The sequence below is a fragment of the Rhizobium sp. Leaf311 genome, assembly GCF_001423445.1.
Classification (GTDB): Bacteria; Pseudomonadota; Alphaproteobacteria; order Rhizobiales; family Rhizobiaceae; genus Agrobacterium.
Genome location: NZ_LMNZ01000024.1, coordinates 106272 through 130133 on the forward strand (window position 1 = coordinate 106272; position 23862 = coordinate 130133).

General features: G+C 55.1%; 23 protein-coding genes and 1 pseudogene. 11 read left to right on the forward strand and 13 right to left on the reverse strand.

Annotated features, from left to right (window positions below; translation table 11 throughout):
- Positions 1–19: 19 nt before the first annotated feature.
- On the forward strand, positions 20–418 hold the full coding sequence (locus ASF69_RS23685) for an IS5 family transposase (RefSeq protein WP_244475572.1): 399 nt from the start codon (positions 20–22) through the stop codon (positions 416–418).
- 179 nt (positions 419–597) lie between these two features.
- Here ASF69_RS23685 and ASF69_RS21850 read toward each other — a convergent pair whose 3' ends face one another.
- The 5 genes from ASF69_RS21850 to ASF69_RS21870 form a co-directional block, all read right to left on the reverse strand.
- Positions 598–1257 carry a response regulator transcription factor gene (locus ASF69_RS21850; RefSeq protein ID WP_062590617.1) on the reverse strand — a complete coding sequence of 220 codons (660 nt, stop codon included), beginning with the start codon at positions 1255–1257 and terminating at the stop codon, positions 598–600.
- A 21-nt stretch (positions 1258–1278) separates the two neighbouring features.
- Positions 1279–2058, reverse strand: coding sequence for a 3-oxoacyl-ACP reductase FabG (gene fabG, locus ASF69_RS21855; protein WP_062590620.1), 780 nt, complete (start codon positions 2056–2058; stop codon positions 1279–1281).
- A complete protein-coding gene (locus ASF69_RS21860; protein ID WP_062590621.1) occupies positions 2055–3770 on the reverse strand; it encodes an acetolactate synthase catalytic subunit in 1716 nt (571 codons plus the stop codon). Before ASF69_RS21860 ends, fabG begins: the two co-directional genes overlap by 4 nt.
- The gene (locus ASF69_RS21865) at positions 3770–5104 is read right to left on the reverse strand and encodes an aspartate aminotransferase family protein (protein ID WP_062590623.1); all 1335 of its coding nucleotides are present in this window, start codon (positions 5102–5104) and stop codon (positions 3770–3772) included. The genes ASF69_RS21860 and ASF69_RS21865 overlap by 1 nt, the downstream gene beginning before the upstream one ends.
- A gap of 107 nt (positions 5105–5211) precedes the next feature.
- Entirely contained in the window at positions 5212–5898 is a 687-nt protein-coding gene (locus ASF69_RS21870) for a GntR family transcriptional regulator (RefSeq protein WP_062590625.1), read from the reverse strand.
- A gap of 195 nt (positions 5899–6093) precedes the next feature.
- Here ASF69_RS21870 and ASF69_RS21875 point away from each other — a divergent pair, with 195 nt between their 5' ends.
- From ASF69_RS21875 to ASF69_RS21895, 5 genes are all read left to right on the forward strand, one after another.
- Positions 6094–7212 carry an ABC transporter ATP-binding protein gene (locus tag ASF69_RS21875; RefSeq protein ID WP_062590627.1) on the forward strand — a complete coding sequence of 373 codons (1119 nt, stop codon included), beginning with the start codon at positions 6094–6096 and terminating at the stop codon, positions 7210–7212.
- Positions 7209–8108, forward strand: a complete 900-nt coding sequence (locus ASF69_RS21880) for an ABC transporter permease (protein WP_062590629.1) — start codon at positions 7209–7211, stop codon at positions 8106–8108. Before ASF69_RS21875 ends, ASF69_RS21880 begins: the two co-directional genes overlap by 4 nt.
- A 70-nt stretch (positions 8109–8178) precedes the next feature.
- Positions 8179–8952 carry an ABC transporter permease gene (locus ASF69_RS21885; RefSeq protein ID WP_082469844.1) on the forward strand — a complete coding sequence of 258 codons (774 nt, stop codon included), beginning with the start codon at positions 8179–8181 and terminating at the stop codon, positions 8950–8952.
- Positions 8953–9065: 113 nt separating this feature from the next.
- The gene (locus ASF69_RS21890) at positions 9066–10064 is read left to right on the forward strand and encodes an ABC transporter substrate-binding protein (protein WP_244475573.1); all 999 of its coding nucleotides are present in this window, start codon (positions 9066–9068) and stop codon (positions 10062–10064) included.
- A gap of 408 nt (positions 10065–10472) precedes the next feature.
- Positions 10473–11948 (forward strand): NAD-dependent succinate-semialdehyde dehydrogenase, encoded by a 1476-nt coding sequence (locus tag ASF69_RS21895; protein WP_062590634.1) that lies wholly within the window; start codon positions 10473–10475, stop codon positions 11946–11948.
- A gap of 828 nt (positions 11949–12776) precedes the next feature.
- Here ASF69_RS21895 and ASF69_RS21900 read toward each other — a convergent pair.
- The 8 genes from ASF69_RS21900 to ASF69_RS21935 all read right to left on the reverse strand — a co-directional run bounded on the left by ASF69_RS21900 (position 12777) and on the right by ASF69_RS21935 (position 21571).
- A complete protein-coding gene (locus ASF69_RS21900; RefSeq protein ID WP_062590635.1) occupies positions 12777–13187 on the reverse strand; it encodes a DUF3830 family protein in 411 nt (136 codons plus the stop codon).
- A 21-nt stretch (positions 13188–13208) separates the two neighbouring features.
- The gene (gene hydA / locus ASF69_RS21905) at positions 13209–14618 is read right to left on the reverse strand and encodes a dihydropyrimidinase (RefSeq protein WP_062590638.1); all 1410 of its coding nucleotides are present in this window, start codon (positions 14616–14618) and stop codon (positions 13209–13211) included.
- A gap of 10 nt (positions 14619–14628) precedes the next feature.
- Positions 14629–15357: an amino acid ABC transporter ATP-binding protein gene (locus ASF69_RS21910; RefSeq protein WP_062590640.1), complete on the reverse strand. Its 729-nt coding sequence runs from the start codon at positions 15355–15357 to the stop codon at positions 14629–14631.
- Positions 15354–18254 carry an FAD-dependent oxidoreductase gene (locus tag ASF69_RS21915; protein ID WP_062590642.1) on the reverse strand — a complete coding sequence of 967 codons (2901 nt, stop codon included), beginning with the start codon at positions 18252–18254 and terminating at the stop codon, positions 15354–15356. The genes ASF69_RS21910 and ASF69_RS21915 overlap by 4 nt, the downstream gene beginning before the upstream one ends.
- A gap of 15 nt (positions 18255–18269) precedes the next feature.
- Positions 18270–19163 (reverse strand): dihydrodipicolinate synthase family protein, encoded by an 894-nt coding sequence (locus ASF69_RS21920; protein ID WP_062590644.1) that lies wholly within the window; start codon positions 19161–19163, stop codon positions 18270–18272.
- Positions 19164–19185: 22 nt separating this feature from the next.
- Positions 19186–19878: an amino acid ABC transporter permease gene (locus tag ASF69_RS21925; protein WP_062590646.1), complete on the reverse strand. Its 693-nt coding sequence runs from the start codon at positions 19876–19878 to the stop codon at positions 19186–19188.
- A gap of 68 nt (positions 19879–19946) precedes the next feature.
- Positions 19947–20771, reverse strand: coding sequence for an ABC transporter substrate-binding protein (locus ASF69_RS21930; RefSeq protein WP_062590648.1), 825 nt, complete (start codon positions 20769–20771; stop codon positions 19947–19949).
- 161 nt (positions 20772–20932) lie between these two features.
- Entirely contained in the window at positions 20933–21571 is a 639-nt protein-coding gene (locus ASF69_RS21935; RefSeq protein WP_062590649.1) for a GntR family transcriptional regulator, read from the reverse strand.
- A gap of 121 nt (positions 21572–21692) precedes the next feature.
- On the opposite strand from ASF69_RS21935, the gene ASF69_RS21940 reads away from it, so the two are divergent.
- The 5 genes and pseudogenes from ASF69_RS21940 to ASF69_RS21960 form a co-directional block, all read left to right on the forward strand.
- Positions 21693–22376, forward strand: coding sequence for a GntR family transcriptional regulator (locus ASF69_RS21940; protein ID WP_062590651.1), 684 nt, complete (start codon positions 21693–21695; stop codon positions 22374–22376).
- Positions 22377–22403: 27 nt separating this feature from the next.
- Positions 22404–22868, forward strand: coding sequence for a heme-binding protein (locus ASF69_RS21945; RefSeq protein ID WP_062590653.1), 465 nt, complete (start codon positions 22404–22406; stop codon positions 22866–22868).
- Complete coding sequence (locus tag ASF69_RS21950; RefSeq protein ID WP_062590655.1) at positions 22865–23101, forward strand: hypothetical protein; 237 nt, start codon at positions 22865–22867, stop codon at positions 23099–23101. The genes ASF69_RS21945 and ASF69_RS21950 overlap by 4 nt, the downstream gene beginning before the upstream one ends.
- A gap of 48 nt (positions 23102–23149) precedes the next feature.
- Positions 23150–23386: a hypothetical protein gene (locus ASF69_RS21955; RefSeq protein WP_062590657.1), complete on the forward strand. Its 237-nt coding sequence runs from the start codon at positions 23150–23152 to the stop codon at positions 23384–23386.
- A gap of 18 nt (positions 23387–23404) precedes the next feature.
- A pseudogene (locus tag ASF69_RS21960) lies at positions 23405–23803 on the forward strand (LysR substrate-binding domain-containing protein); the annotation flags it as partial.
- Positions 23804–23862 lie beyond the last annotated feature (59 nt).

The window sequence follows — 23862 nt, forward strand, 5'->3', positions numbered from 1 at the left end:
TGGCGGCTTTTCGACGAAAATCCACGCCCGCGCGGACGGTCAGGGACGCTCTCTCGGCTCCATCCTGACAGGCGGAGAGGCTTCCGACCACAATGCTGTTTCTGACCTGCTGGCGATACCAGTCGGCAAGCCGAGGCTGTTACTCGCTGACAAGGGCTACGATGGTGATTTTCTGCGCGAGGAACTCCTGATCCATGGGATCAGACCAGTCATTCCGCCGAGGGCCAACCGGAAGAACCCGCCTGTCTGCGACTTCAGGGTTTACGAGGACAGGAACCGCATCGAGCGGATGTTCAATCGCCTCAAGCAATTCCGTCGCGTTGCGACCCGATACGACAAGACACGAACATCCTTCTCAGCATTCCTTGCCCTGGCCGCCGCAAAGATATGGCTGCCATACTTTGTCAACAGGGCCTAGAAGACTCAAACCTGTAGAGTTTAGCTCCGCGGCAGCGTTCACTGCCCATCAAGACGTGAGGCACGCTGGCGAACTGCGTGAAATAACTATCCACTCGATGACCGCATCGGGCATACGCACGGGCGTAGTCAACTTATCGTATGACGGGTATCGTACTGAACAACTTTCGAGCAATGGCATTATTCGAGGACATAGCCCTCTCCACGAATGGTCCTGATCAAGTCGCTGCCACCTGAGCACAGCTTGTGCCTTATCCGACCAATGTGAATATCTACAGTCCGGGGCTCGACGTTCGCCCCCGCGGGCCAGCAGGCGTCAATAAGATCTTCACGGCTGACGACGCGGTTGACGTTTTCTGCGAGATGCTGCAGGAGCCGGAAATGAAGTGGAGAAAGTTCAATCCGAGAACTGCCGCGCTTCACCCGTCTTGCCGCAACATCTATCTGGACATCAGCAAAGCGAATTATTTCTGAGCCGCGTGGGTCACCAAGTTCAACTTCGTCACTGCGCAAAAAATCCAAAAGTTCTTGCGGTTCGAAAGGGCGTTTGATCACAAAGTCGAAGAGTTGATTTGCATCATAAGCCAAGCGCTCTTCGGCAAACGGAAAAGCGACCAAGTCCAAATGTGTGCGATGAACTTGAAGCCGATTTGCTGCGGCTATGAGAGTACATGCAGGGAGTGCCAGTATGGCTGCTCCCTTACATGCCATCGTCTCAGTCTTGGCGACTATCCCGTCGATGCTTGAGGCAATTTCTACCGTATGCTCTGCCTGCTGAAGCACGTATCGGAGTATGAGGTAAAGTTCAGGGTCGGTGGTGTGAACGATGATAGGACGCATTCTCGCTGCTCCCATTAGGCCTCAGGTTGGTACAAACTCGCCGCCGTTAACGTCCAGAATCGCCCCGTTTATGAAGCCTGCCTCTTCCGAAACTAGAAAAGCAACTGCAGCGGAAACGTCTTCCGTCACTCCCAATCGACCTGTAGGGATACGTTTCATCGCTTCAATATTTATGGGGCTGATTGGCGATCCGGACATCGGAGTCATGATACGGCCAGGAGCGACCACGTTTACGGTGACGCCTGCGCTCGCAAATTCGCTGACTAGAGCCCTTGCAAGTCCGCCTAGTCCCGCTTTTGAAACCGCATAAGCGACGCCAGCGACTCGAGGACGGGTGCGAGCTGCAAGCGAACCGATCAGCACGATTCGACCGAAGCCTTTACTCGCCATCGCCCCAATCGTCGCTTGCGCGCACAGAAACGCTCCAGTCAAGTTCGTGGCAATGACCTCATCCCATTCGCTGACGTGTACGTCCCCAAACCTTCTTGCACTGCCATTCGCATCTTTCGGGGAGATGCCGACACAGTAGACCATTGTGTCTGCACTTCCCCAAACTGTGCCGACCGTCTGGCAAAAAAGGGTGACCTCCCGCGGGGCTTTGACATCCACTTTCCCGATCAGCGCCCTGCCTGAGGCAAGCGCTTCGCCCAAAGTGGAGCGCGCCGCTTGCGACGCGCTCTCCGTATGGCCAAATGCGGCTACCCTGTAGCCAAGATCGAGAAGTCGTTGGACGACCGACAGACCGATTCCTGACGTGCCACCAGCGACAATTGCCGTCCTTCTCTCCCGGGGTTCGATCATGCCGCGCTGTCCATCTGTGCGAACAGAGACAAGGCCGGATGGGCGTCAGGATCCGTTTTCACCTCGATCAACAGTGGTGATGTCCTGCTCTTAATCTTAGCAAGTGCTGTGATAAGTTGGTCCGGTCCAGACACGTAGACTGCTTCGCAACCGCACGCACGAGCAATGGCGCCGTGATCGACGTCGGCGAAATGGCACGCTGTTGTGTACGCTCCGAATTTCACGGTCTCTGCGTCTTTCTGGAAGCCCAGAATACCGTTGTTCAACACGATGATCGTGATCGGGATGTTCATGCGCACAAGCGTTTCGATTTCCGCCCAGCTGTGAGCAAAACCGCCGTCGCCCACTAGTGCGACAACGTCACTCAAGGGCGCTGCCACTTTCGCTCCGATAGCTAGCGGGACTCCCCAACCAAGCCCAGCAAGGCCTCGAGGCGTTATGATACGAGTTTGAGGAGATGAGATGCGTAATTGACCGATCACCCACATCGATGAGTAACTCGCGTCTGCGACAACCGTGGTATCCGGACCGATGAGCGTCTGAAGCTCCGCCATCACGCGCTCAGGTCTCATAGGCTGTTTGTCGCAGGCTGAGTAGACCTGTCGCTCTGCGCTGAAAGCTTCCCAGCATTTGCTGAGCGTCTTCTCAACTCCCTTCCGTGAGTTGTTCCGACCGTCTGGATCAAGTGATTCTAGCTTTTGCCGCAAAGCTTTCAGAGTTTCTTGCGCATCCCCAAAAAGTCGGATCGCTTCATAGTTCCGGCCGATCTCCTGTGGATCTGCGTCAATGTGTATAATCGTTGCGTCCTGCCCATAGTGTCTCCAACTGTCGGTTCCGTTCTGGTTCGTTCTTGTGCCGACTAGAAGAACGAGATCCGCATTTTGGACTACTGGAAGCGTATGGCATCCCAGTGACTTTGGGCCCACCAATGACGCTAAAACGCCTCCAGAAAGTGGGTGAAATTCATCCACCGCCCCCTTCCCCATATTGGTTGTGAAAACTGGCAACGAGCATTTCTCCTGCAGCAGCCTCAACTCTTCGATTGCGTTTGAAGTGATGACGCCACCTCCTGCGATGACAACCGGATTTAGGGCGGCAGCAATCGCATCGGCGGCAATTTTGATTTGCTCATCTGAAGGTCTGTATCTATCGAGCGGCCAGTTTCCGAGGCTGTGGCGTCTTACCCGTGTCTGCGTTACCGCTTTAGCCCGTAATAAATCAGCAGGAAGGAGCAGGGCGACGGGGCCTGGTCTTCCGGATGTCGCTGCTGTAAACGCTGCGTCGATGTAATCGTCGACACGATCCGCTACATTGATGCGCTTGACCGATTTCGTGCAGGATTGAAAGAGGCTGATCTGATCAAGGTCCTGGAATGCGTTGCGGTCCGTCTGATCACGCTCGACATCTTGTACTAATGCGATGACGGGAACGCTTGCTTTCATGGCTTCCGCCAAGGGTGCTACGAGAAGTGCTGCTGCCGGGCCATTTTGGGCCGCAACAACTCCCACTTTCCCCGAACGACGGGCATATCCATCAGCCATCGCACCGCCCATGTTTTCCTGCCGGTAGGCGACTTGCCGGATGCCTAGTTTCTCGGCAGCCAGGATCACTGCTGACGGGAGGCTTTGACCGAAAATAAACTCAACGCCGTGCCTCATCAGGCCGATGGCGATCTGCTCCGCAACCGTGAAGTTTGAGGTATTCGTGGGCATTATGCGGCCTCCCCGGCTTTGTTAAGATCGGAAACTAGAAAGTCGTCAAAGACGGAAATGATTTGGTCCGCATCTGCTTCGCTCATCGGAGTAGAGAGCGAGGCTGCCGCTCCTCTCGGCAAGATGATGCCATTTGCTGCGAAATGGCCATGCAGGCGGCTTAGTGTCTTTTCGTCGTCGGAAATAGCGTGCGTCTGTCGGACAGTCCCCGACGCTGTTGAACTGGCATGGATGCGAAATAACGAAGCAGCGCCAGTCACGAAAAAAGCTGCGCCGTGATGGGCAATGCGCGACGCCAAACCGCCCCTGACGCGGTCGCCCAGATCTTCGAGCCGTTCGAAGGTGGCTCTCGTCAAACTCTCCATTGCGACTTTGCCCGCCATCATCGAAACAGGATTCGCTGCAAAAGTGCCACCTTGTGGCAGTCCCGCAATCTTATTGTCACTTGCAAATAGGCTCATGACTTCAGCGCGTCCCCCAACCGCACCTATGGGGAAGCCCCCGCCAATAATCTTACCCATCGTAATCAGGTCCGGTTCAAGACCGTATCGATGGGAGGCTCCATGAAATCCTTGGCGCAAGTTGAGAACCTCGTCGGCTATCAGTATCACGCCATGTTTCTTCGCCAGGAGGTTGACGGTCTCAAGAAATTCGGGATGCGGCCGCATAAGGCCCGCGCGGCTAGGCATGGGATCAATGAGAAGTGCGGCAAGACGATGCGAGTTCTCCTCCACTTTAAGTTTCAGATCGTCTATATTGTTAAAATCAATGACGATTACATCGTCGAGAACATGGCTCGGCGTACCAGCGAAGCTTGAAACCGGCATACCACCAGCGGTCTTCTGTCCGGCTTCCGCCCAGTCGTAAGCCCCGTGATAAGCGCCTGCCAGTCGCGCGACAGCGGTCCGTCCTGTTGCTGCTCGCGCTGCTTTGATCGCAAACATGACGGCGTCGGTACCGCTCGTGACAAAGCGTATTTTCTCAACCGCAGGAATTCGATCGACCAATAGTTCGGCAAGCTCGATTTCATGTCTCATGGGGTTGGCAAAACACGTGCCGCGGCGCAGTGCTGCGGCCGTCGCCTCGACCACAGGTGGAAATCCGTGACCATGTATAAGCGTCGTGAAGTTGTTGTTCAGGTCAAGAAAACGGCGCCCATCGACGTCCGTTAGATATGCGCCCTCGCCGAAATCGGCGAAGACGGGAAAAGGATCTCTTTCAACCGTCGCCCTCGTGATGCCGCCCGGAAACACCGAGCGTGCACGCTCGAAGAGTTCCTCCGATCGCTTCCCCCCGCTCTTTAGCGCCGCCGCTGCACTGCGATTTGATGTCATAATCTCTGTCCTCATCAAGTTTAAAGAACAGGTTTACCTGCCCTTCACATTTTGTTGCAACAAAATAAGGAGGAGTCAATATGTGACATCAATTATTAGATTAGGCTTCAGTCCGGTTCGCCTGGCGCTTCTCGACGTAATTTCCTGTAACCGTCGCGAATATCGTTCTCAAAAGCAGCCCGTACACTTATCGGGTCTTTCTCGATCAGAGCCTCGATCACGACGACATGATTGTGCACGCCGCTGCGAGTTTCCGCGAATTCAGGGTACAGATTGAGAAGGGTTGGCCCGATGCGCACCCACAGCGATTCTATCATCTCCAGCAGGCCGCTCATGCCGCATAGATTATATACCGCGAAGTGAAATTCTTTATTGTGCCAGAGCGCGTCCTGATACCTAGCTTCTTCCAATGAAACATTGATAAATCCTTGTATTTCTTGCAATTTTTTTATCGTTTCGGCAGTCGCGTTGCGCGCACCATATTCAGCAGCAGTGCCCTCAAGCGCGATCCGGGTGACCGTTATGTCCTTCAACTGACTACGACTTATGGTCGGCACAACCAGAGTTTTAGGCCCTGAAAATACAAGCGCCGACTCGGTTATGAGCCGATTGAGGGCGTCACGAGCCGGCGTCGTGCTAACGTCCAACTCGGCCGCCACGCCTCTGACGGTGAACTTATAGCCCGGCGCGTAGCGCCCTCTGATCATACGCTCCCGGAGAACGTCGTACACGGCGTTCCCCTTACGCTGTCCCTGGACAGCTACATCACCCTCATCGCGCGTACTGGCCGTCATTTTCCCTCGGTCCTTGTTGACTTACTTTATTTTTGATGTCACAAAAATCGAGTGTGAACTAATTGCAAAGCTTATGTGACGCCAATTTCCGATTTCTACCACGCTTTGGATGTCTCGTCGCCGGGTCTGTTTTGTTCTTACACACTCGCTGACTTCATAGGCTGATCTGCAGCTATAAGATGAGGAGGATACATTTTGATTGGAGAAACCTTGCACCTTAATCGCTTGGTAAAAAGATACGATGAGACACTCGCCGTCGATGATCTGAATTTAACCGTCAATGCTGGAGAGTTCGTTTCCGTGCTCGGACCATCCGGCTCCGGCAAGACAAGTATTTTGTCCATGGTTGCCGGGTTCGAGAGGCCGAGCAGTGGAGAAATCCTCATCGGTTCGAGAAACGTGACTCAGCTTGCTCCCAATGACCGTGACATCGGTATGGTGTTCCAAAAGTACGCTCTCTTCCCCCATCTGACCGTAAGACAGAACATTGCCTTCCCCTTGAAGTTGAAAAAACGATGGAAAGAGAGATGGCGGTCGCGAGCAGACGAGATGCTTGAACTTGTTCAACTGGCTTCATTTGCGGACAGACTTCCCGCTCAATTGTCTGGCGGGCAGCAGCAACGTGTTGCTGTAGCGCGCGCTCTCGCTTTCGAACCGCCTCTGATGCTGATGGATGAGCCGTTGGGAGCCTTGGACAAGAAGCTTCGAGAAGCCATGCAGATTGAAATTAAAAGGATTCAGCAATCCGTTGGCGCGACAATTCTCTACGTGACGCACGATCAGGAAGAAGCGCTGACAATGTCGGATCGGGTCGCCATTATGAAAAGCGGAAGGGTTGTACAAATCGGCACCCCCGTTGAGCTTTACCGAGCGCCAAAGTCGATGTTTGTCGCAGATTTCGTGGGTAGGATGAATTTTCTCGAAGGTGACAGGCTTTTTACAAAGGAGGGCGGACAGCAAATACGTTTATCCGAGAATACTGTTCTCACAATGCTAGCAGACTGCGGTATTCAAACGGATTCATCAGGCGAAGAAGAAAGGGTGACGATTGCCTTGAGGCCTGAGCTCATTGGAATAGAGGCACGCAAGGAAAGGAAACCAAATCGAATTCCAGGTGTAGTAGAACACTCCATCTTTATGGGCCCACATAACGTACTGATCGTCCGTCTAAGTCTGCCGGGGCGGCCAGCAGTCGAGGCGCAGATACCCCACTTCTCCAGCGTGGAACCCTTTGAATCCGGGCAGGAGGTCGATGTCATCATCGAACCTACCACATTGACCTGTTTCTCTGCATCCGAGAGGTGCGCTGCATGAGGGTCTTTCTAAAGAAGTCACGTCGCCCGCAATGGCAGAGCGTATTGCTCGCACCTTCCTCAGCAACGACGTACTCCCACTCAACAGCGATACTTTTGCTATTACCATTTCTGGTGGTGATGCTCGCGGGTTTCGTTTATCCGCTCGTCAAATTGGTCGCTTTGAGCCTGCCTGATTTGAGCTTCCACAACTACATCAGGATCGTAGACGAACCGCTTTACCTAGCTGTTCTGTTTTCAACAGTCGCTGTCGCTGTTGCAGTTATGGGCGCTGCGCTTCTTCTTGGATTTCCAGTCGCATATGTTATGACGCGCCTCAAAGGGCCATGGGCCACAATCGTAGCAGCCTGCGTTATCATCCCCTTGTGGACCTCTGTACTCATCAGATCATACGCCTGGATTGTGCTCCTGCAACGCAACGGCTTGATCAACGAATTACTTATCTCTGCAGGCATGATCTCTAGTCCGTTAAAGATGATTTACACCCAGGGTGCAGTCATCTTGGCAATGACGCATGTTCTGCTTCCCTTCATGATCCTTCCCATTTATGCCGCCCTGCGTGCGATACCACACCACTTCATAAACGCGGCGCGAACCCTCGGATCCGGACCGATTCACGCATTCGTCAGGATCACAGTGCCCTTGGCGCTCCCTGGGATATTTGCAGGATGCGTCATGTGCTTTGTGCTGGCCCTCGGCTTCTACGTCACGCCAGCTCTGGTCGGTGGACCGGGTTCATTGATGATGGCGACACTCATAGGTCAGCAAACGACGGTCCTGCTTGATTGGCCGTTCGCCGCAGCGCTGTCCACTGTTCTGTTGGCGTTCACTCTGACAGTCATCATCCTCTTTAGAAAGACGTTAGCACTTAGCAAAGGATTGACCAGTGGTATCTGACAACCTCAGCCTCGCCTCGCACGATTTGCTGACCAAGCAACCTCATGCTCTTGCTCCTGTAAGAGTCGTTATGGGGACGATGCTCTCAGCATCAATCATCACAGCAATTCTAGTATTCCTTGTTCTTCCGACATTGTTGGTGGTTCCGTTAAGTCTGAATGATGGATCCTACCTGGAATTCCCGCCGCGCGGCTTAACCCTGAAATGGTATCAAGCGTATTTCGCTGATGTCGATTGGATGAGCGCCACTCGCTTTAGCTTGAAGATCGCATTTCTGACCGCAATATTATCCACGCTAATCGGAACTATGGCATCTTTAGCCATCTCGAAAAGCACGCTGCCGGGCCGTGGGTCGCTTCAGGCGCTCGCGCTCGGTCCCATGATCGTTCCGCACGTCGTTGTCGGTGTCGCACTTTATCTGGTGTTTTCGCCGCTACGAATGACTGGCACGACTTACGGCTTCGTTCTTGCGCACACAGTGCTCGCTGTTCCGTACGTCGTGATTGTCGTCGGCGCTGCATTGCAGAAACTCGACAACACCCTCGAACTGGCGGCAAGAAGCTGCGGTGCAAACCGTGTCCAAGCATTCTTCTTAGTAGAATTGCCCATTATCGCCCCGAGTGTGGCGGCGGCCGCGGTCTTCTCATTCCTCGCATCCTTCGACGATGCGACAGTCTCCTTTTTCATCTCGGACATCGCAGGCAAGTCCATCGGAAGAAAGATGTTCGAGGACATCGACTTCAATCTGACACCTATAATAGCAGCTGCATCAACCGTGCTTATCGCCTTTTCGCTTGTTCTCATGGCTTGCGCACAACGGCTGACAGCGAAGCGCTCGAAATAGAATAATCAACAGCTCGAAAGGACTTCAAAATGATCCACTCCGGTCAGACGCCGAAGGCTTGCCAAATTTTGGTCGGTTATTCGGTCGCAGCTACACTGCTTGCCACAGCGCTCATGCCATTTTCCGCAGAAGGGGCTGAAAATGTCGTCATCGCCACAACAGGAGGAACATACGAAAAAGTTTTACGTGAGGAATGGTTCGATCCCTTCACGAAAGCGACCGGCATCGAAGTCCTAGCAGTTTCTGCTACCGACGCTGAAAAGCGAGCCAAAGCATCAGCGATGGTGCAAACTGGGAACGTGACTTGGGATCTGTTCTTAGAAGGAGAAATCCAGGCGGGATCCCAGCGCCACTTCGACATCACCGAGGACTTGACCCAGTTTTGTAAGCGGTACACCCAAAACATCGATCTGGTCTCCGACGCTTGTGCAAGAGGGGGTGCGCGTCTTCAGTCGACCGCGACGCTTCTAGCGTATAAGCCAAGCGAAGGCGCCGAAAATCCCAAAAATTGGGCCGACATGTGGGACACCGAGCGTTTTCCTGGAGGAAGGGCGTTCCCCAATTTTGACGACCCCTGGCGGGTATTGGCAGCTGCTCTGCTAGCGGATGGTGTCAGCAAGCAAGACCTTTTCCCTTTGGACGTCGATAGAGCTCTGCGGAAACTTGAAAACATCCGCCCGGCGGTTGAGCTCTGGTGGAAGACCGGCGACCAGAGCGTTCAAGGCTTTCGAAACGGCGAGTACAGTCTCGGTCAGATTTGGCTGACGAGGGCAAAAGCCCTCCAGACTGAGGGCTTTCAAATCGGCTGGACTTACGATGGCGCATTTCTGGTTGGCGACCGAATCGCACTCATAAAAGGAGCAAAAAACCACGACAATGCACTCAAACTCGTCGCTTTCTGGCTCGAACATCCCGAAGCTCAAGCGAAAGCATGCGAGCGGCTTTCGTGTACGCCTCCAAGTCGCAGCGCCATCGAGATGATGTCAAAAGAAGCGCGAGAAGGGTTGCCATCTGCAGAGGAGATGGACAGCAAGGTCATCATTCCCAATGCCGAGTGGATAAACGCAAACATGGGATTGCTTGTCCAGCGGTGGAACAGCTGGATTCGCTGAGCGTGAAACATTTCTCAAGGCTAAGAGCAGCTGTACTTTCCACATGAATACGCGCTTAAGGCGGCGAGATGTCACGGGGCACTCTCATCGAGCTGTCGCCTCCGCGATTCTCGAAAAGCCTACAATCGCGCTTCAGCGCGTTGGAAAGATGCCCGTTGAACTGAAAGCTACAGGACGGCTGTAACCGAGATACGGTTAAGATAATCGATATGCCCAACGAGCCGAGAGCGGGCGCGATAATCAAGTTCCGTTGTGGTGCAACGTTGTCCGGCTGCGGGACACCGCGAAGTTACGACTTTCAAACTCTCATCGAAATTTCCTCTCGCTTATTTCTAGGCGGGAGACCTCACCCAGAAATCAGATCATCGTGTTCGCAGCTGTCAGACGCTGCGCTGTCTAGGGAGCCACATCGTGGAAAACTTTGACCTCGTATCGAAATTGAAAGATCCAAGCCTCTTTGTAGAAAGGGCGTTTGTTGATGGCGAATGGATGGCGACCGGAAGCGGAGCAACATTCGATGTTCTCGACCCTGCGACAGGTCGTAGGATCGCGTCGGTGCCAGATCTCGATGCGGACGACCTCGAAAAAGCTATCCACGCTGCCAGCCACGCGCAGAAGTTTTGGGCTAAGCTGACGGGCAAGCAGCGTGCTTCAACGCTGCGAAGATTCCACGATCTTGTAGTAGAAAACGTAGATGATTTGGCGATTATTCTAACAGCTGAAATGGGCAAGCCACTCCAAGAAGCCCGGGGAGAGATTCTCTACGGCGCCGCATATATCGAATGGTTCGCAGAAGAGGCAAAGCGTCTGAACGGCGATGTGATTCCGGCTCATCAGGCCGATAAGCGCATCCTCGTTATAAAAAGGCCAGTCGGCGTCGTTGGCGCCATCACGCCATGGAATTTTCCGAACGCGATGCTTGCCCGCAAGTTGGCGCCCGCCTTGGCAGTCGGCTGCTCAATTATCGCAAAGCCAGCCGCACAGACGCCGCTTTCGGCGCTGGCTCTCGCCGTCCTTAGCGAACGCGCCGGCATACCAAGAGGTGTCTTCAATGTTGTCACATCAAGCGACGCGGAGATGGTCGGACAAAGTTTCTGCGCAAATGAGTTGGTCGCGAAGATCTCGTTCACCGGGTCGACCAATGTCGGCCGCATTCTGATGCGTCAAGGAGCCGATCAGATCAAGAAGTTCAGCCTTGAGCTAGGTGGCAATGCGCCTTTTATAGTGTTTGACGATGCCGACATTGACGCAGCCGTCGAAGGGGCTGTTGCGGCTAAATTCCGGAATGCAGGCCAAACCTGCGTGTGTGCAAATCGCATCTATGTCCAATCAAGCGTCTATGATGAGTTTGCGGCCAAGCTCGCAAAACGCGTTGAAGCCCTCAAGGTAGGGAATGGCTTTGATGCTGGCGTAGAGATCGGACCTCTGATTGACGGCAACGCGATGAAGAAGGTTAGGGGCCATCTCGATAACGCTTTGGCAAACGGTGCACGCGTGGTGGCCGGCGGTTCTTCAGCCCAACACGGCGGACAGTTCTTTGCTCCCACCGTGCTCGTCGGGGTCACCTCGGACATGAAAGTTACTCGCGAAGAGACCTTTGGGCCTTTGGCTCCTCTCATCTCGTTCGATTCGGAAGAGGAAGTGATCCGCTTGGCCAATGATTCTAAATTCGGCCTGGCCGGCTATTTCTACTCGAAGGATTTCGCCCGCATTTTCAGGATAGCCGAGGATATGGAGACTGGAATGGTCGGCGTAAACACAGGCCTTATCTCTACGGAATTGGCCCCTTTCGGAGGTGTCAAGCAGTCTGGACTCGGACGTGAGGGATCGAAATACGGCATTGATGACTACACCGAGCTCAAGTACGTTTGCTTGAGTTTTTAAAAGCACTGGCACGTTGCCAGAATGGGTTCGCTGAGCAGTAAGCATGGCGTCTATTTGGAGGCGGCCGGTACCAGTGTGCTCAAACGAGAAGCCAGACCGCAACGCTGCAGGTAATCAGTCAGCGGGTGCTCGTGAAGACAGAATGACCGTGCGCTCGCCGACAATTCCGACTTCGACCCACTCATACATAGCTGCATGCTTTGCCGCTGATTGCACTGTGAGATATGGATTCGAAAGAGGCATGTACAGGGCCAGCTAATGAGCGGAATAGAACCCTCCTCCCCTCTGCTGTTTGACGGTAGATCTCATCCGATCTCTAAGAGCCTCTTGGTTCAAAATCCAACTTCTAACTTTCGTATATTTGGTAATGGGAGTTAAACAACGAATGTTAGACAAATATTTTATCTGCGTCTCAGAAATAGTTAGCGCTCATTGACTGAGACTTGGCCCAGCCCATTCGGTTCCCCACTTCAACAAAACGGGCGGGGCGAAACAACACAGACCTTCCTGCCGCTTGTCTTCTTCCGTCAATGCATCCGTGGACAGTGCGCAAGCCACTTGTGGTGAGCAACGTGCGTCAGCAAGTTGGGTTCAGCCGTAGGGCGGCGCTCAATAAGTTGAGGGCCTACTGGCACAGTTTGACTTGCGTGGTGGACAAGGCTCCGGCAACGTTCTGCAGGGACAGCGGGCCGCCTGAATGACGCAGCCAGTTTAGTCGGGCGTGCTGCCAAAGACCATTGCGGGACCATTTCCCTGTTCACGACCATTTTCGATCATCTCTACTGATTGACAGGATAGCGGAAGAGCCTCCCCCCTGCGACACAACGTCTACGTCAACTCGAAACGGATTTGCTGCACACCTTCCCAAAGCGTCTTGTTACCCAGCACGGACAAATTTTCGAGGTTAGACGTGATGGTGATGAAATGGTTGCCAGCGAGCTGTCCCATCTTGGACGAAAAATCGACACCGCCGTAAGCGAGCAAGATTTCCGTCTCGCTGATGCCGCCGGGATAGAGGATGATATGGCCGGGTGCTGGATGGCTTGTGTGGTTTTCGTAGCCGACACCGAAATTATAGTCGCCGAGTGGGATCCATACGCCTTCACCCGACCAGCGAACATGGACGATCTGGCCTTCAAAGGGCAAACGTTCGATGAAAGCCTTGCAGGTTTGCGGTGCTTTTTCGGTCTCGAGCACTGCGTCGAAGACGAACGGGCCAGCGGTGATCTTCAGTTTCATAAATTCACGTCTCCGGATTGGTTAGATGGATTTTGTGTTTTTGGTGCGCGCTGCACGGTAGGTGCCATCGCCTTTTTTCCCGACAAGTTCGCCATCGCTCACCATCACACGGCCGCCGAGGATGACGGTGATGGGCCAGCCAGTAACCTCGACGCCTTCATAGGGCGAATAATCGGCACCATCGTGCAGATCGGCGTGGCGTATCGTGCGATTGATGGTCGGGTCCCAGATGGCGATATCGGCATCCGCCCCGATCGAGATCGAGCCTTTTTCCGGGTAGAGACCGTAGGTCTTGGCATGGTTGGTTGTCGAAAGAGCAACGAAGCGCGGCAGATCGATGCGCCCCTTCATAACGCCTTCGGAGAACAGGATCGGCAGGCGCGTCTCGACACCAGGAATGCCGTTGGGTATGTGGCGGAAGCTCTCAAGTCCTTTGGGGCTACGCTTGCCGCGCTCGTCATCATAACGGAACGGGCAGTGATCCGACGAGAACAGATCGAAAATACCGGTTTCGATCCCTCTCCAGCACTCTTGCTGAGCAGCCTTGTCGCGGGGTGGCGGAGAGCAGACGAATTTTGCGCCCTCCCAATCCATGCCGTCCAAATCGTCTGCCGTCAGCACCAAATATTGCGGGCAGGTCTCTCCGACCACCTTGATGCCACGGGCACGGGCCCGTGCGATTTCCTCCATCGCTTCTCCGTTGGAGACATGCACGATAACAATGGGCACATCGACGATTTCGGCCAGTGTGAGCGCCCGGTGTGTGGCTTCGCGTTCGACCGCGACCGGGCGGGTCGAGGCATGAACACGCGGCGCAACGTCGCCTGCCGCTTCATGCCTCGCAATGAGAAAGCGAATGGCGTCTTCGTTCTCACAATGGACCATGACAGTCGCGCCCGTCGCACGGGCTACATCGAGAGTCTTCAGGATTTCCGCATCGTTAAGCCGAAGCCCTTCGTAGGTCATGAACACCTTGAAAGATGAATATCCGTCCGCAGCCAGAGCCGGGAGCTCCTGCCCAAGGAGACTATCTGTCGGGTCGGAAACGATGAGGTGGAAGCTCACATCGGTATAACAGTTGCCTTCGGCGAGCTGGTGATAGGCGTTCAGCGCCTCGCGCATCGGCCTCTCCTTCTCTTGCAGGCAAAACGGCATGATTGTGGTGTTGCCGCCGAAAAGGGCAGACCGGGTGCCACTTTCAAAATCGTCGGCCATGACGATGCCGTCTCCCGACGGTTGGGAGATGTGGACGTGGCTGTCGATGCCACCGGGCAGAACGTATTTGCCGCTGGCGTCAATTGTACTGGCACCACCCTCAAGCTCTTCGCCGATCTGCACGATCTTGCCGCCGAGGATGCCGATGTCGGCTTTAAAGACGTCTGAGGCGGTCGCGATCGTGCCACCCTTGATGATTAGGTCAAATTTGGTCATGTCAAAACTCTCAATGGTGAAGGATCTTGCTGAGAAATGCCTCGGTGCGTGGATTGTGGCGGTTGCTGAAGAAATCTTCCGTCGGGCGGTCCTCGACAATTTCGCCCTGGTCGATGAAGATCATCCGGGTCGCGACCTTGCGGGCAAAGCCCATCTCATGTGTGACGACCATCATCGTCATGCCTTCACTGGCAAGACTGGTCATCACATCCAACACTTCGGAGATCATTTCGGGGTCAAGGGCTGATGTAGGCTCGTCGAACAACATTGCTTTCGGGTTCATGGCCAGCGCCCGGGCTATCGCAACGCGCTGCTGCTGTCCGCCAGACAATTGGCCGGGATATTTGTGGGCGTGCCCTGTCATACCCACTCGATCCAGAAGATCCATGGATCGCCTTTTGGCAATGCTTTCGCTGCGATGAAGAACGATGCGCTGTGCCAGCATGATATTGGCTTCGATCGTCAAGTGCGCGAAGAGTTCGAAATTCTGAAACACCATACCGACGCGTGAGCGCAGATCGGGAAGATTTGTGCCGGGATCGTTGACTTCTATACCGTCCACGCGGATCGACCCTTCCTGAAAGGGTTCCAGTGCGTTGACACACTTGATCAGTGTCGATTTTCCAGAGCCGGACGGTCCACATACCACGACGACTTCCCCTTTGGAAACACTCGTCGAGCAATTCTTGAGAACGGCAAAATTGCCATAGTATTTCGTGATGCCGGTGATCTCGATCATGATCTCACTCCCTGAAAACGATGGATGGAAAAAGCCGACAAATCCCGGCCGGGATCTCGGCCAAGGACGAGACTGGCGGTGAGTTGGCCGACGAGAGGCCCGAGCGTATATCCATTGGATGTAACAGCGTTGAAGAAACCGGGCATGCCAGGATGTTCTCCCAGGATCGGCGCGCCGTCGATGTTGATATTCATGGCAGCCCAACTGCGGATGACATGCAGTTTTCGCAGGCCCGGCACAACATGCTGCGCCACCCAGAGATTGCCCTCCAGACTGGAAAACATCGGGCGAGGATGGCTGTGAACCGGGTCAAGGCCAGCCGTCCAGCCACCGCCGATCAGGAAGTTGCCATTGGCAGCCTGTTTCAGTGTCAGATGACGATCGGCATGGGCGACCAGATGCGAAATCGCTGGCGCAGCAGCCTCGGTCACCACCATTTGCAGCGGCGCCCCGAACACAGGCACATCAAGACCTAACATTTCCCCGACGCGTGAAGCGAAAGCACCGGCAGCATTTACGATGCGTCCTGCCCGCAAGGCTCCCCGCGAGGTCTCGATGGCGAAGCCTGATTCGTCACGACGGATCGACAGCACTTCGGTCCGGTCAAATACACGGGCACCGGCTTCCACCGCGCCATCATGGACGTGGCGCGTCGCAACAAGCGGATTGATCTTGCCTTCCATTGGACAATAGGAGGCACCAATCATCAGCGGCGAAAGGGCTGGCTCCAGCTTTCGCAAGTCGTCAGCACCAATGACATGGCAATCAATGCCATTTTCGCGTTCGACCCGCGTCTTCTCCTCGAGGAAGCGCATATGCGCTTCGGTTTCGGCAACCATCAGGCCACCCGTGATCTTCATCTCGAAATCGCGACCAAGCTTCTTCTCCAGCATCTGCCAAAGCGCAATGGAGTCTCGCTGGAGAGGAAGCGTCTTTGCCGCTGGTCCTCCACCTGCTTCGGCGCGGGCTCCATGATCAAATGACAACAATTGCGCATGCAGGCTGCCAGCATTGCCGCCCGATGCCAGACCGCCCGGAAAGCCACGTTCCAACACGACAACATCTTCGCCCGCTTCCGCCAGAAACAGGGCGCAGGAAAGCCCGGCGACCCCTGCGCCGATGATAACGGTGGACGCTTCCCTAAACGGCAGCGGTTCGGAATGCGGCAGCGGCGGACGCTCTGGCAGAAGCGCCCGTTTGTGCCCTCCCCACTCCGGTTTCTCAACCGCAAGCGCGGCGAGAGGCACCGGGCGAAGTGGCATCTGCGGGGCAAGGAGGCCGTTGGTCTCACTCATGGGCCGGCCGGTCAGCTCTGTGAGGGTGCGGCCACAATAGCGGCTTTGGCAGCGCCCCATACCGGCACGCGTTAGGCGTTTCAGTGTTGCGATGTCCGGCGGTCCCTGAACAGCGAGATGCTTGAGGGTGCCGATTGCCACACTTTCGCAACGGCAGGCGAGTGCGGTATCTGCGGGTTCCAACGGCGTTGCAGACGGGGCAAATAGACGCCAAAGGGCCGCTTGGAACGCTTTGGCACGCGCAAGCTTTTTTTGGGCTGTAGAGTCTGGCCGGGCCTTCAAGCCAAGTTTGCCAGCAATTGCCAGACCGGCAAGCCTACCTTCAGCCATTGCCAGGTGGGCACCACCAAACCGCACAGCTTCTCCGACGATATGGATATGAGGCAGCGAGCTTTCACCATCCTCGGAACATTGCGCCGTGAGTGCGCCATTTTCGCTCACGCTGTGGGCGCATCCCAGCAATCGCGATAGCTCATTGGACGAGGTAAAATTGCCGCCAAGCAAAACGGTATCGACTTCGAAGGTCGTTTCGCCGCCTGGACCAGAAACCGTAACCGCTTCTACCCTGCCATCACCCCTGATATCAGAAATTTGCGCATTCCAGGCGAGCTTGACGCCTGCTCGTTCCAATCTCGCGATCTCTTTCATGCCTTTCAGGGCAAGCGCCGCATCATGGCGAAAGACACTCAACGCTTCGATAGGCCTGCTCCATGGTGCGCTGGCCTGCTCCACCAGACAGATGACGTCACCGCCAACCTTGATGATTTCGCTTGCGACCTGAAAATTGAGAGGACCGTTTCCGGCGATCAGAACGCGTCGACCGGGAAGCGTGCCATAGCTGCGCAGCAGGGTTTGCGCTGCACCCGCGGTCATCACACCCGGCAGCGTCCAACCCTTGACGGCTGGCGGTCGCTCGAAGGCACCCGTGCCGATGACCAGCATGGCAGGTCGGCAATAAAAAATACCATCATGGCCCAGGCAGGAGATGACCGGCCTTCCATCTTCTCCATGGGCTGCGCCCCAAACGTTCACGCCTGAGAGAATGGTCACGCCAAGCGAATGTGCTCTTTCTATCAACGCAGCACCATCTGCTGCCTGCCGGTCAGCCTTGAGCGCCAAACGGGCAAGATCAGTGTTGGGCTGTTTGAAAAACTGGCCGCCAGATGTGTGCCGCTCATCGACCACGGTCACGGACGCCCCGGCTTCCGCCGCTGCCACCGCCGCAGCCAGACCACCGGGACCTGCTCCGATAACCAGCAAATCCATGTCCATCTCGACAAGCTTTGATGGGACAGGCCTGAGGTCGGCAAGATCACCAGACAAAATGTCGGGACGCGCCTGCTGGCGATCGATGCGCATGCCGTCTCGAACGGGCGTCATACAGGCGCGCTGGCTAGTGCGGCCATCGACCGTCACAAGGCAATCGTGACACACACCCATACCGCAAAACAGACCACGCTTCTCCCCTGCTGCATCAGTGGAGAAGTCTGCTCGACCCTGCGCGGTCAGCGCAGCGGCAATAGAAAGGCCCGGATCCACACGATGCGCGACACCATCGATATGGACGGTCACTCCTGCATTCTGAATGATCAAACCGGGCATCCGTTTTTCTCCGGCTCAGTTCTGGGGAAAGCTTAAGCCGAAACGCTCGACCAAAGCTTTCATCGCGCCATCCTGCGCTGACGGCAGCGGCAGACGCGGCGGCAGCGGCGATCCTGCCGCAAATCCCATATGGTTCAACAGAGCCTTTGAGCCAGCGACATAAGCCTGCCCTCCAACCGCCTGAATGATCGGCAGCCACTCCAGATAAAGCGCACGTGCTTCATCGTATTTCTTCTCATCAGCTGCGAGTGTGAAGATGCGCGACATGGCCGCTGGTGCCACATTGGATGCAACGGCTACCCATCCTTGTGCCCCCATGACGAAAGATTCAAAACCGAGAATACCGCCAAAAGGCGTCATGTTGTCACCGGCCAGGCGAACGATATCGCGGATCCGCGTGACTTCAAGCGTCGATTCCTTAACATAGTCGCAGCCATCAATCTCGGCAATGCGAGCCAGAAGCTCAGGCTTCATATCCACATTCGATGTCGCAGGGTTGTTGTAGACCATGATCGGAATGGAAATTGAGCCGGCGATGGTTCGGTAATGCGCTACCAACTCGTCGTCTGTCGGCGTGGAGTAGAAAGGTGGGATGATCATCACGCCATTCGCGCCCATCGCTTCGGCCTTGCAGCTCAAGCGAACTGCTTCCCGCGTATCTTCCGCACCTGTTCCGATCAGCACTGGAACCCGTCCGGCGGCGGTTTGGATGACCGTGCGGGCAACATCTTCCCAATCCTGATCGGAGAGTGAAAGGAATTCCCCCGTCGAACCAAGAGGAATCAGTCCATGCACGCCCTCCCGGATCTGCCAATCCGTAAAGGCAGCGAGTGCTGGCAAATTGACTTTTCCATCTGCGTCGATGGGAGTGATCATCACGGTGAAGACACCACGAAACGTCTTTGGCATGCAATAAGTCCTTTATTGAGTATCAGCGCTTTTCAGTGAGTAGCAGCGGTGCAGTCGACTGGCCGAAGCGCTTTTCGATGTGCCGTTGTACAAAGTCCCAGAGGGTCGTCAGGAGAAGGTAGTAGATGGCAGCCACGGCGAAGAGTTCGAGCACCATAAACTTCTCCTGGATCAGCACCTGGGTGCGCCGCAGCAGTTCTTCCATTGAAATGACCGATGTAACCGATGTCGTCTTCAGCAGACCATTGACCGAGTTACCGAGGGGCGGAATGATAACCTTGAAAGCCTGCGGCATGACGATGTGGCGCATAATCTGACGCTCGGTCATGCCCAAGGCCCTTGCCGCACGGGCCTGTCCTGCGGGAACTGCCTCGATGCCGGAGCGGATAATCTCCGCCAGGTAGGCCGCTTCATTCAAAGCCAGTCCGATCAACGCAGCCTCAACAACGGAAAACTTGATCCCGAGCTGAGGTAGTGCCGTATAAAGCACGATCAACTGCACAAGCAGCGGCGTGCCACGGAACAGCCAGATATAGAACCAGCCGACGCACCTCATCAGCCTTAAATTGGATCGGCGCATCAGCGCGACGACAAAGCCGAGCAGCAGGCCGAACACGAGTGAGACGCAGGTCAGCCAGATCGTAGTGACGACGCCACCAAGGATAAAGGGATTGACGAGATAGTCGAAGAAGCCTGACCAGTTCCAGTACGACATGGTGGGACCTTTATTGTTAAGGGGATGCCGGACGAGCCGGCATCCGTCAGAATGGTGAACCGTTCAGATCAGCGGTTTGGACCCTTGACCGAATAGTCGCCGGCGATCATCGGCAGGCCGTAGCTGTCGAAGAGTTTTCCCAGAGAACCATCTGCCTTCATGTCTTTGAGGACGCCGGATACCGCGTCTGCAAGTGTTGCACTCTTGAAGGCAACGGCAACAGGCGCTGGATAAAGGCCACTGACGGCACGGCGGAAATCGCCACGGCTATCATATTCCTTTGCGACACCATCGATTGAAACAACACCTTCGACTTGACCAGCGCGCAGCGCCTGAAAGGCAAGCGCAAAATTATCGAAAGTCTGAATGACGAGCCCCGTCTTGCCGGCGGCCTTGAGTTCGGCGTCAAGAGCACGGGTCTTGGTTTCTTCGAAACCGCCAAGCTCGACGCCGATACGCAGGCCATCCAGGCCATCCTTGTCTTTGACGGTGGTGTTGCTCGTCGCAACGGAAACGCTGATCGCCTGATCCTCGTAAGGGATCATTTGCATGATGGCCGCGCGCTCTTTCGTGAAGAATATTCCAGTATTGATCATATCCCATCGGCCAGCCTGAAGACCGGGGATCATCGCCGAAAATTCGATACGGACATATTCGGGCGTAAGGCAAAGACGCTTGGCGATTTCCTTGCCAAGCTCGACACGCATCCCTTTGAGCTCGCCGCTGGAATCAACGAACTGCATTGGCGGCAATGTTGGATTGGTCGACATGGTCAGCGTGCCGGGCTTGACCAGTTCGGAATCAGCGACCTTAGGCGCGCAGCTTTGTGCGAACGCAGACGCGGAGGTGCATACTAAAAGTACGGACGTGAGTGTGATTGTGCGGAATGACATAGAAACCCTCTGGTTTTTCGATCTTCTTGCGGACCTGCCCAATGATGCTTGTTATCTTCGCATTCATTTGGTATACCATTTTCATACACAATCATTTGCCGTATGCAACATCTTTCCGCAGAGGCTGCAAAAAATTGAATTGGTTTTGTGAGGGGGTTGGATCAGTAGGTGGAAAGCACGTTTCGACGAATCCGATCCAGATGAAGCGTCATCGCGGCGCGGGCCGCTTCCGCGTCACGATCAAGGAGCGCACGCACGATGCCTTGATGATCGCTCAGCCCAGGCTTACGATGGGCGAGCTTGCGCTGGCGTTCGAAGATCGTCGTGTAACGCCGCATCTGCAGAATGGTGTCAGCCATGAAAGGATTGCCGCTGGCATCGGCAATTCCCTGATGCAGCCCATCATCAAATGCCCACACAAAATCAGGATCGGGATCGGGGTCCGCCTCTATCGCATCGAGCATGGCAGCAAGGTCTGCAACGGTTTCCGCGGCTATACCCTTGCAGGCCAACGCCGCAGCGCTTGGTTCGACAAGCATCCGCATCGCAACGCCGTTGAGGTAGTCTGCAAGGGTAACGATCCGCACGGTGAGGACGCCTTTGACGCGCACAAGAAGTCCCTGCCCCTCAAGACGACCCAATGCATCACGCATCGGCGAGCGCGAAACGCCAAGGCGCGCTGCAAGCCTTCTTTCCTGCACGACCGCACCACCTGCAAGTTGCGCCGAAAGAATTTCCGTGAGCAGCGACTGATAGGTTTCATCGGCAAGGCTTCTTTCTGCCGGAACGTCAACATCCATCCTCTCAACTCCGCTGCGTTTGATCACATAGCCCGGTATGGACCAAGGCAGAACACAAGAAAAGCCTTTCTGAAGGTATCGCGCGTGAGTAGTACAGTGGCAACCTGGAGACCGATGAACTTTGACACAAACAGACCCTAACTCCGGTATCGGTAAAACATCCAAGGACGCTGGCCACAAGCTGGCTGCCCTTTCTTACAAAGCCGTTTCGGACATGATCCGCCACCGCCGCCTCAAGGGCGGGCATGTGATTGTTGAAGCGCAACTTGCTGAAATGCTCGGCGTGTCGCGTACGCCTTTGCGCGAAGCGTTACAGCGTCTTGAGGGAGAAGGTCTGGTTCTAAAAGGTGACGGTCGAAACTACGTGGTACGACACGTCGATATCGGCGAATATATCCAGAGCCTGAAACTGCGTCTTTTGATTGAGCCACAGGCGGCTGTTCAAGCTATGCCCGGCATTCCCGGCCGCAAGCTCATCGAAGTGCGGCGCGAGATTGACGAACTGATGGACGCCACAGCCTATCACACGGATGCACACTGGTTTTCAGACGACCACCTGCACAACCTCATCATCGACCATTGTGGCAATGAAGTCATGGCAGGCGTTTTACGCAACCTGCGTGCCGCAACGCGACTGTTCGAGATTGGTCAGTTGAAAGACCGCCTGAAACCAGACTCCACGGAACATCTTGCCATCATTGACGCCTTGCAACGCAATGATTCGGATGCCGCCTTTGAAGCAACGAAAGCGCATATTGAGAGCCTGATTGGATTTGCGCGGATGCACCTCATCATCAATGAATGAGCAACACGAAACCAGGAATGACAGAAAATGCTGACAATCAAACGCCTTAGCATCGAGGATGCACGCGTGCTTATCGAAGGTGCCCGCGCGAAAGCTGAGGAGATCGGCGTACCCATGTGCATCGCCATCACCGATGAATCGGGACAACTGATGGCCTTTGAACGGATGGATGGCGGCAAAATAACGAGTACGATCATTGCGCAGGACAAAGCCTATACGGCAGCGGGGGCAAAAAGAACCACAGAAAGCTACGGTGTCGCCAGCCAGCCAGGCAGCCCGGCATACGGGATCAACTCAGCGATCGGTGGTCGTTTAATGGTCGTCGGCGGCGGTTTGCCTGTGATCATCGACGGCGAGGTTGTCGGCGCGATAGGCCTCAGCTCCGGGACGCCAGCGCAGGACACTCAGTGCGCCCAAGCAGGGATTGAACACTTCATCTCAAGCCTTTCCGGCTCTGCTGAAACGAATAATCTAGATCGGATAAATCAATGATTACAGAGATGTCGCGTGGCAAACTACGCTTTACGTATAAAAACGACAGCTACAGCGCAGAAGGTGAACTGGTCCTTCCAGACGATGAAACTGTAGAGTTTGTTCTCTATAAGCGTTCCATAAAAAATGAAATCTTGGATGAAGCGCTCACAGAAGAAGAAATAGATCACATCAGACAAAGCCTGTACCGTGAGTTCAACAACACGGGACGCAAGTTGACGGTTGAGGAATAAGAGACATCCATTGTAGGAAATGGATGGAGCATTCCTGAAAGCATACCATTGAATACCGGGAGCTTCCGCGGCGATCTCGAGATCTGGTTCGAGCAACTGGTCGAAGACATATCTTCGGGACCTGGGCACGCGCTGTTCCGCGAACGGATCAACGATGTCCGTGCAGCGCAGGCGGCGGCCGGCTACGTCTACCAGAACCTCGTCTGCCTAATCGATCGCTGCGCCGGGCGACTCATGCCAGCTCTCAGCGAAATTGGGCTGGCAGTCGAGGAGTTGCACGAATAGGCTGCCACTCCCTCCGAACTCGTGCGGATCAACTGCGACGCCAATGCAGCCGAGCAAGTGCTGATGCCGCTTCTGACCCGCTTCATGAAGCTGCAGCCGGCAATGCGCTTCGAAATTCGGTCCGAGGGAAGACTGGTCGATATTGCCGAAGGGGGGTTCGACTGCGGTGTGCGTGCTGCGGAACTCGTCCCGAGCGAGATGGTCGCGATCCCAATAGGACCGGATCAGCAGCATATCGTCGTGGCATCGCCTGCCTATCTTGATGATGCGCCTCCCGTCGCAAGCCCATCAGAACTCTCACTTCACCGGTGCATCCAGCTTCGCATGGCCGGCGGGTCGATCTACCGCTGGGAGTTTCAGCGTCGCGGCGAGGATGTCGTCGAGGCAACAAACGGCAACCTCGTCGTCGACCAGTGAACTGCACCCCATTTCGACCGGACAGTCGGCATAAGCAGAAAGGCTCAAGCACAGGCTTG

What these genes read in the sequence shown, in the direction of transcription:
- ASF69_RS21850 (WP_062590617.1), bottom strand. Translation starts at nt 1,257, where the DNA reads ATGCGTCCTATCATCGTTCACACCACCGACCCTGAACTTTACCTCATA.
- fabG (WP_062590620.1), bottom strand. Translation starts at nt 2,058, where the DNA reads ATGATCGAACCCCGGGAGAGAAGGACGGCAATTGTCGCTGGTGGCACG.
- ASF69_RS21860 (WP_062590621.1), bottom strand. Translation starts at nt 3,770, where the DNA reads ATGCCCACGAATACCTCAAACTTCACGGTTGCGGAGCAGATCGCCATC.
- ASF69_RS21865 (WP_062590623.1), bottom strand. Translation starts at nt 5,104, where the DNA reads ATGACATCAAATCGCAGTGCAGCGGCGGCGCTAAAGAGCGGGGGGAAG.
- ASF69_RS21870 (WP_062590625.1), bottom strand. Translation starts at nt 5,898, where the DNA reads ATGACGGCCAGTACGCGCGATGAGGGTGATGTAGCTGTCCAGGGACAG.
- ASF69_RS21880 (WP_062590629.1), top strand. Translation starts at nt 7,209, where the DNA reads ATGAGGGTCTTTCTAAAGAAGTCACGTCGCCCGCAATGGCAGAGCGTA.
- ASF69_RS21885 (WP_082469844.1), top strand. Translation starts at nt 8,179, where the DNA reads ATGGGGACGATGCTCTCAGCATCAATCATCACAGCAATTCTAGTATTC.
- ASF69_RS21890 (WP_244475573.1), top strand. Translation starts at nt 9,066, where the DNA reads ATGCCATTTTCCGCAGAAGGGGCTGAAAATGTCGTCATCGCCACAACA.
- ASF69_RS21900 (WP_062590635.1), bottom strand. Translation starts at nt 13,187, where the DNA reads ATGAAACTGAAGATCACCGCTGGCCCGTTCGTCTTCGACGCAGTGCTC.
- hydA (WP_062590638.1), bottom strand. Translation starts at nt 14,618, where the DNA reads ATGACCAAATTTGACCTAATCATCAAGGGTGGCACGATCGCGACCGCC.
- ASF69_RS21910 (WP_062590640.1), bottom strand. Translation starts at nt 15,357, where the DNA reads ATGATCGAGATCACCGGCATCACGAAATACTATGGCAATTTTGCCGTT.
- ASF69_RS21915 (WP_062590642.1), bottom strand. Translation starts at nt 18,254, where the DNA reads ATGCCCGGTTTGATCATTCAGAATGCAGGAGTGACCGTCCATATCGAT.
- ASF69_RS21920 (WP_062590644.1), bottom strand. Translation starts at nt 19,163, where the DNA reads ATGCCAAAGACGTTTCGTGGTGTCTTCACCGTGATGATCACTCCCATC.
- ASF69_RS21925 (WP_062590646.1), bottom strand. Translation starts at nt 19,878, where the DNA reads ATGTCGTACTGGAACTGGTCAGGCTTCTTCGACTATCTCGTCAATCCC.
- ASF69_RS21930 (WP_062590648.1), bottom strand. Translation starts at nt 20,771, where the DNA reads ATGTCATTCCGCACAATCACACTCACGTCCGTACTTTTAGTATGCACC.
- ASF69_RS21935 (WP_062590649.1), bottom strand. Translation starts at nt 21,571, where the DNA reads ATGGATGTTGACGTTCCGGCAGAAAGAAGCCTTGCCGATGAAACCTAT.
- ASF69_RS21945 (WP_062590653.1), top strand. Translation starts at nt 22,404, where the DNA reads ATGCTGACAATCAAACGCCTTAGCATCGAGGATGCACGCGTGCTTATC.
- ASF69_RS21950 (WP_062590655.1), top strand. Translation starts at nt 22,865, where the DNA reads ATGATTACAGAGATGTCGCGTGGCAAACTACGCTTTACGTATAAAAAC.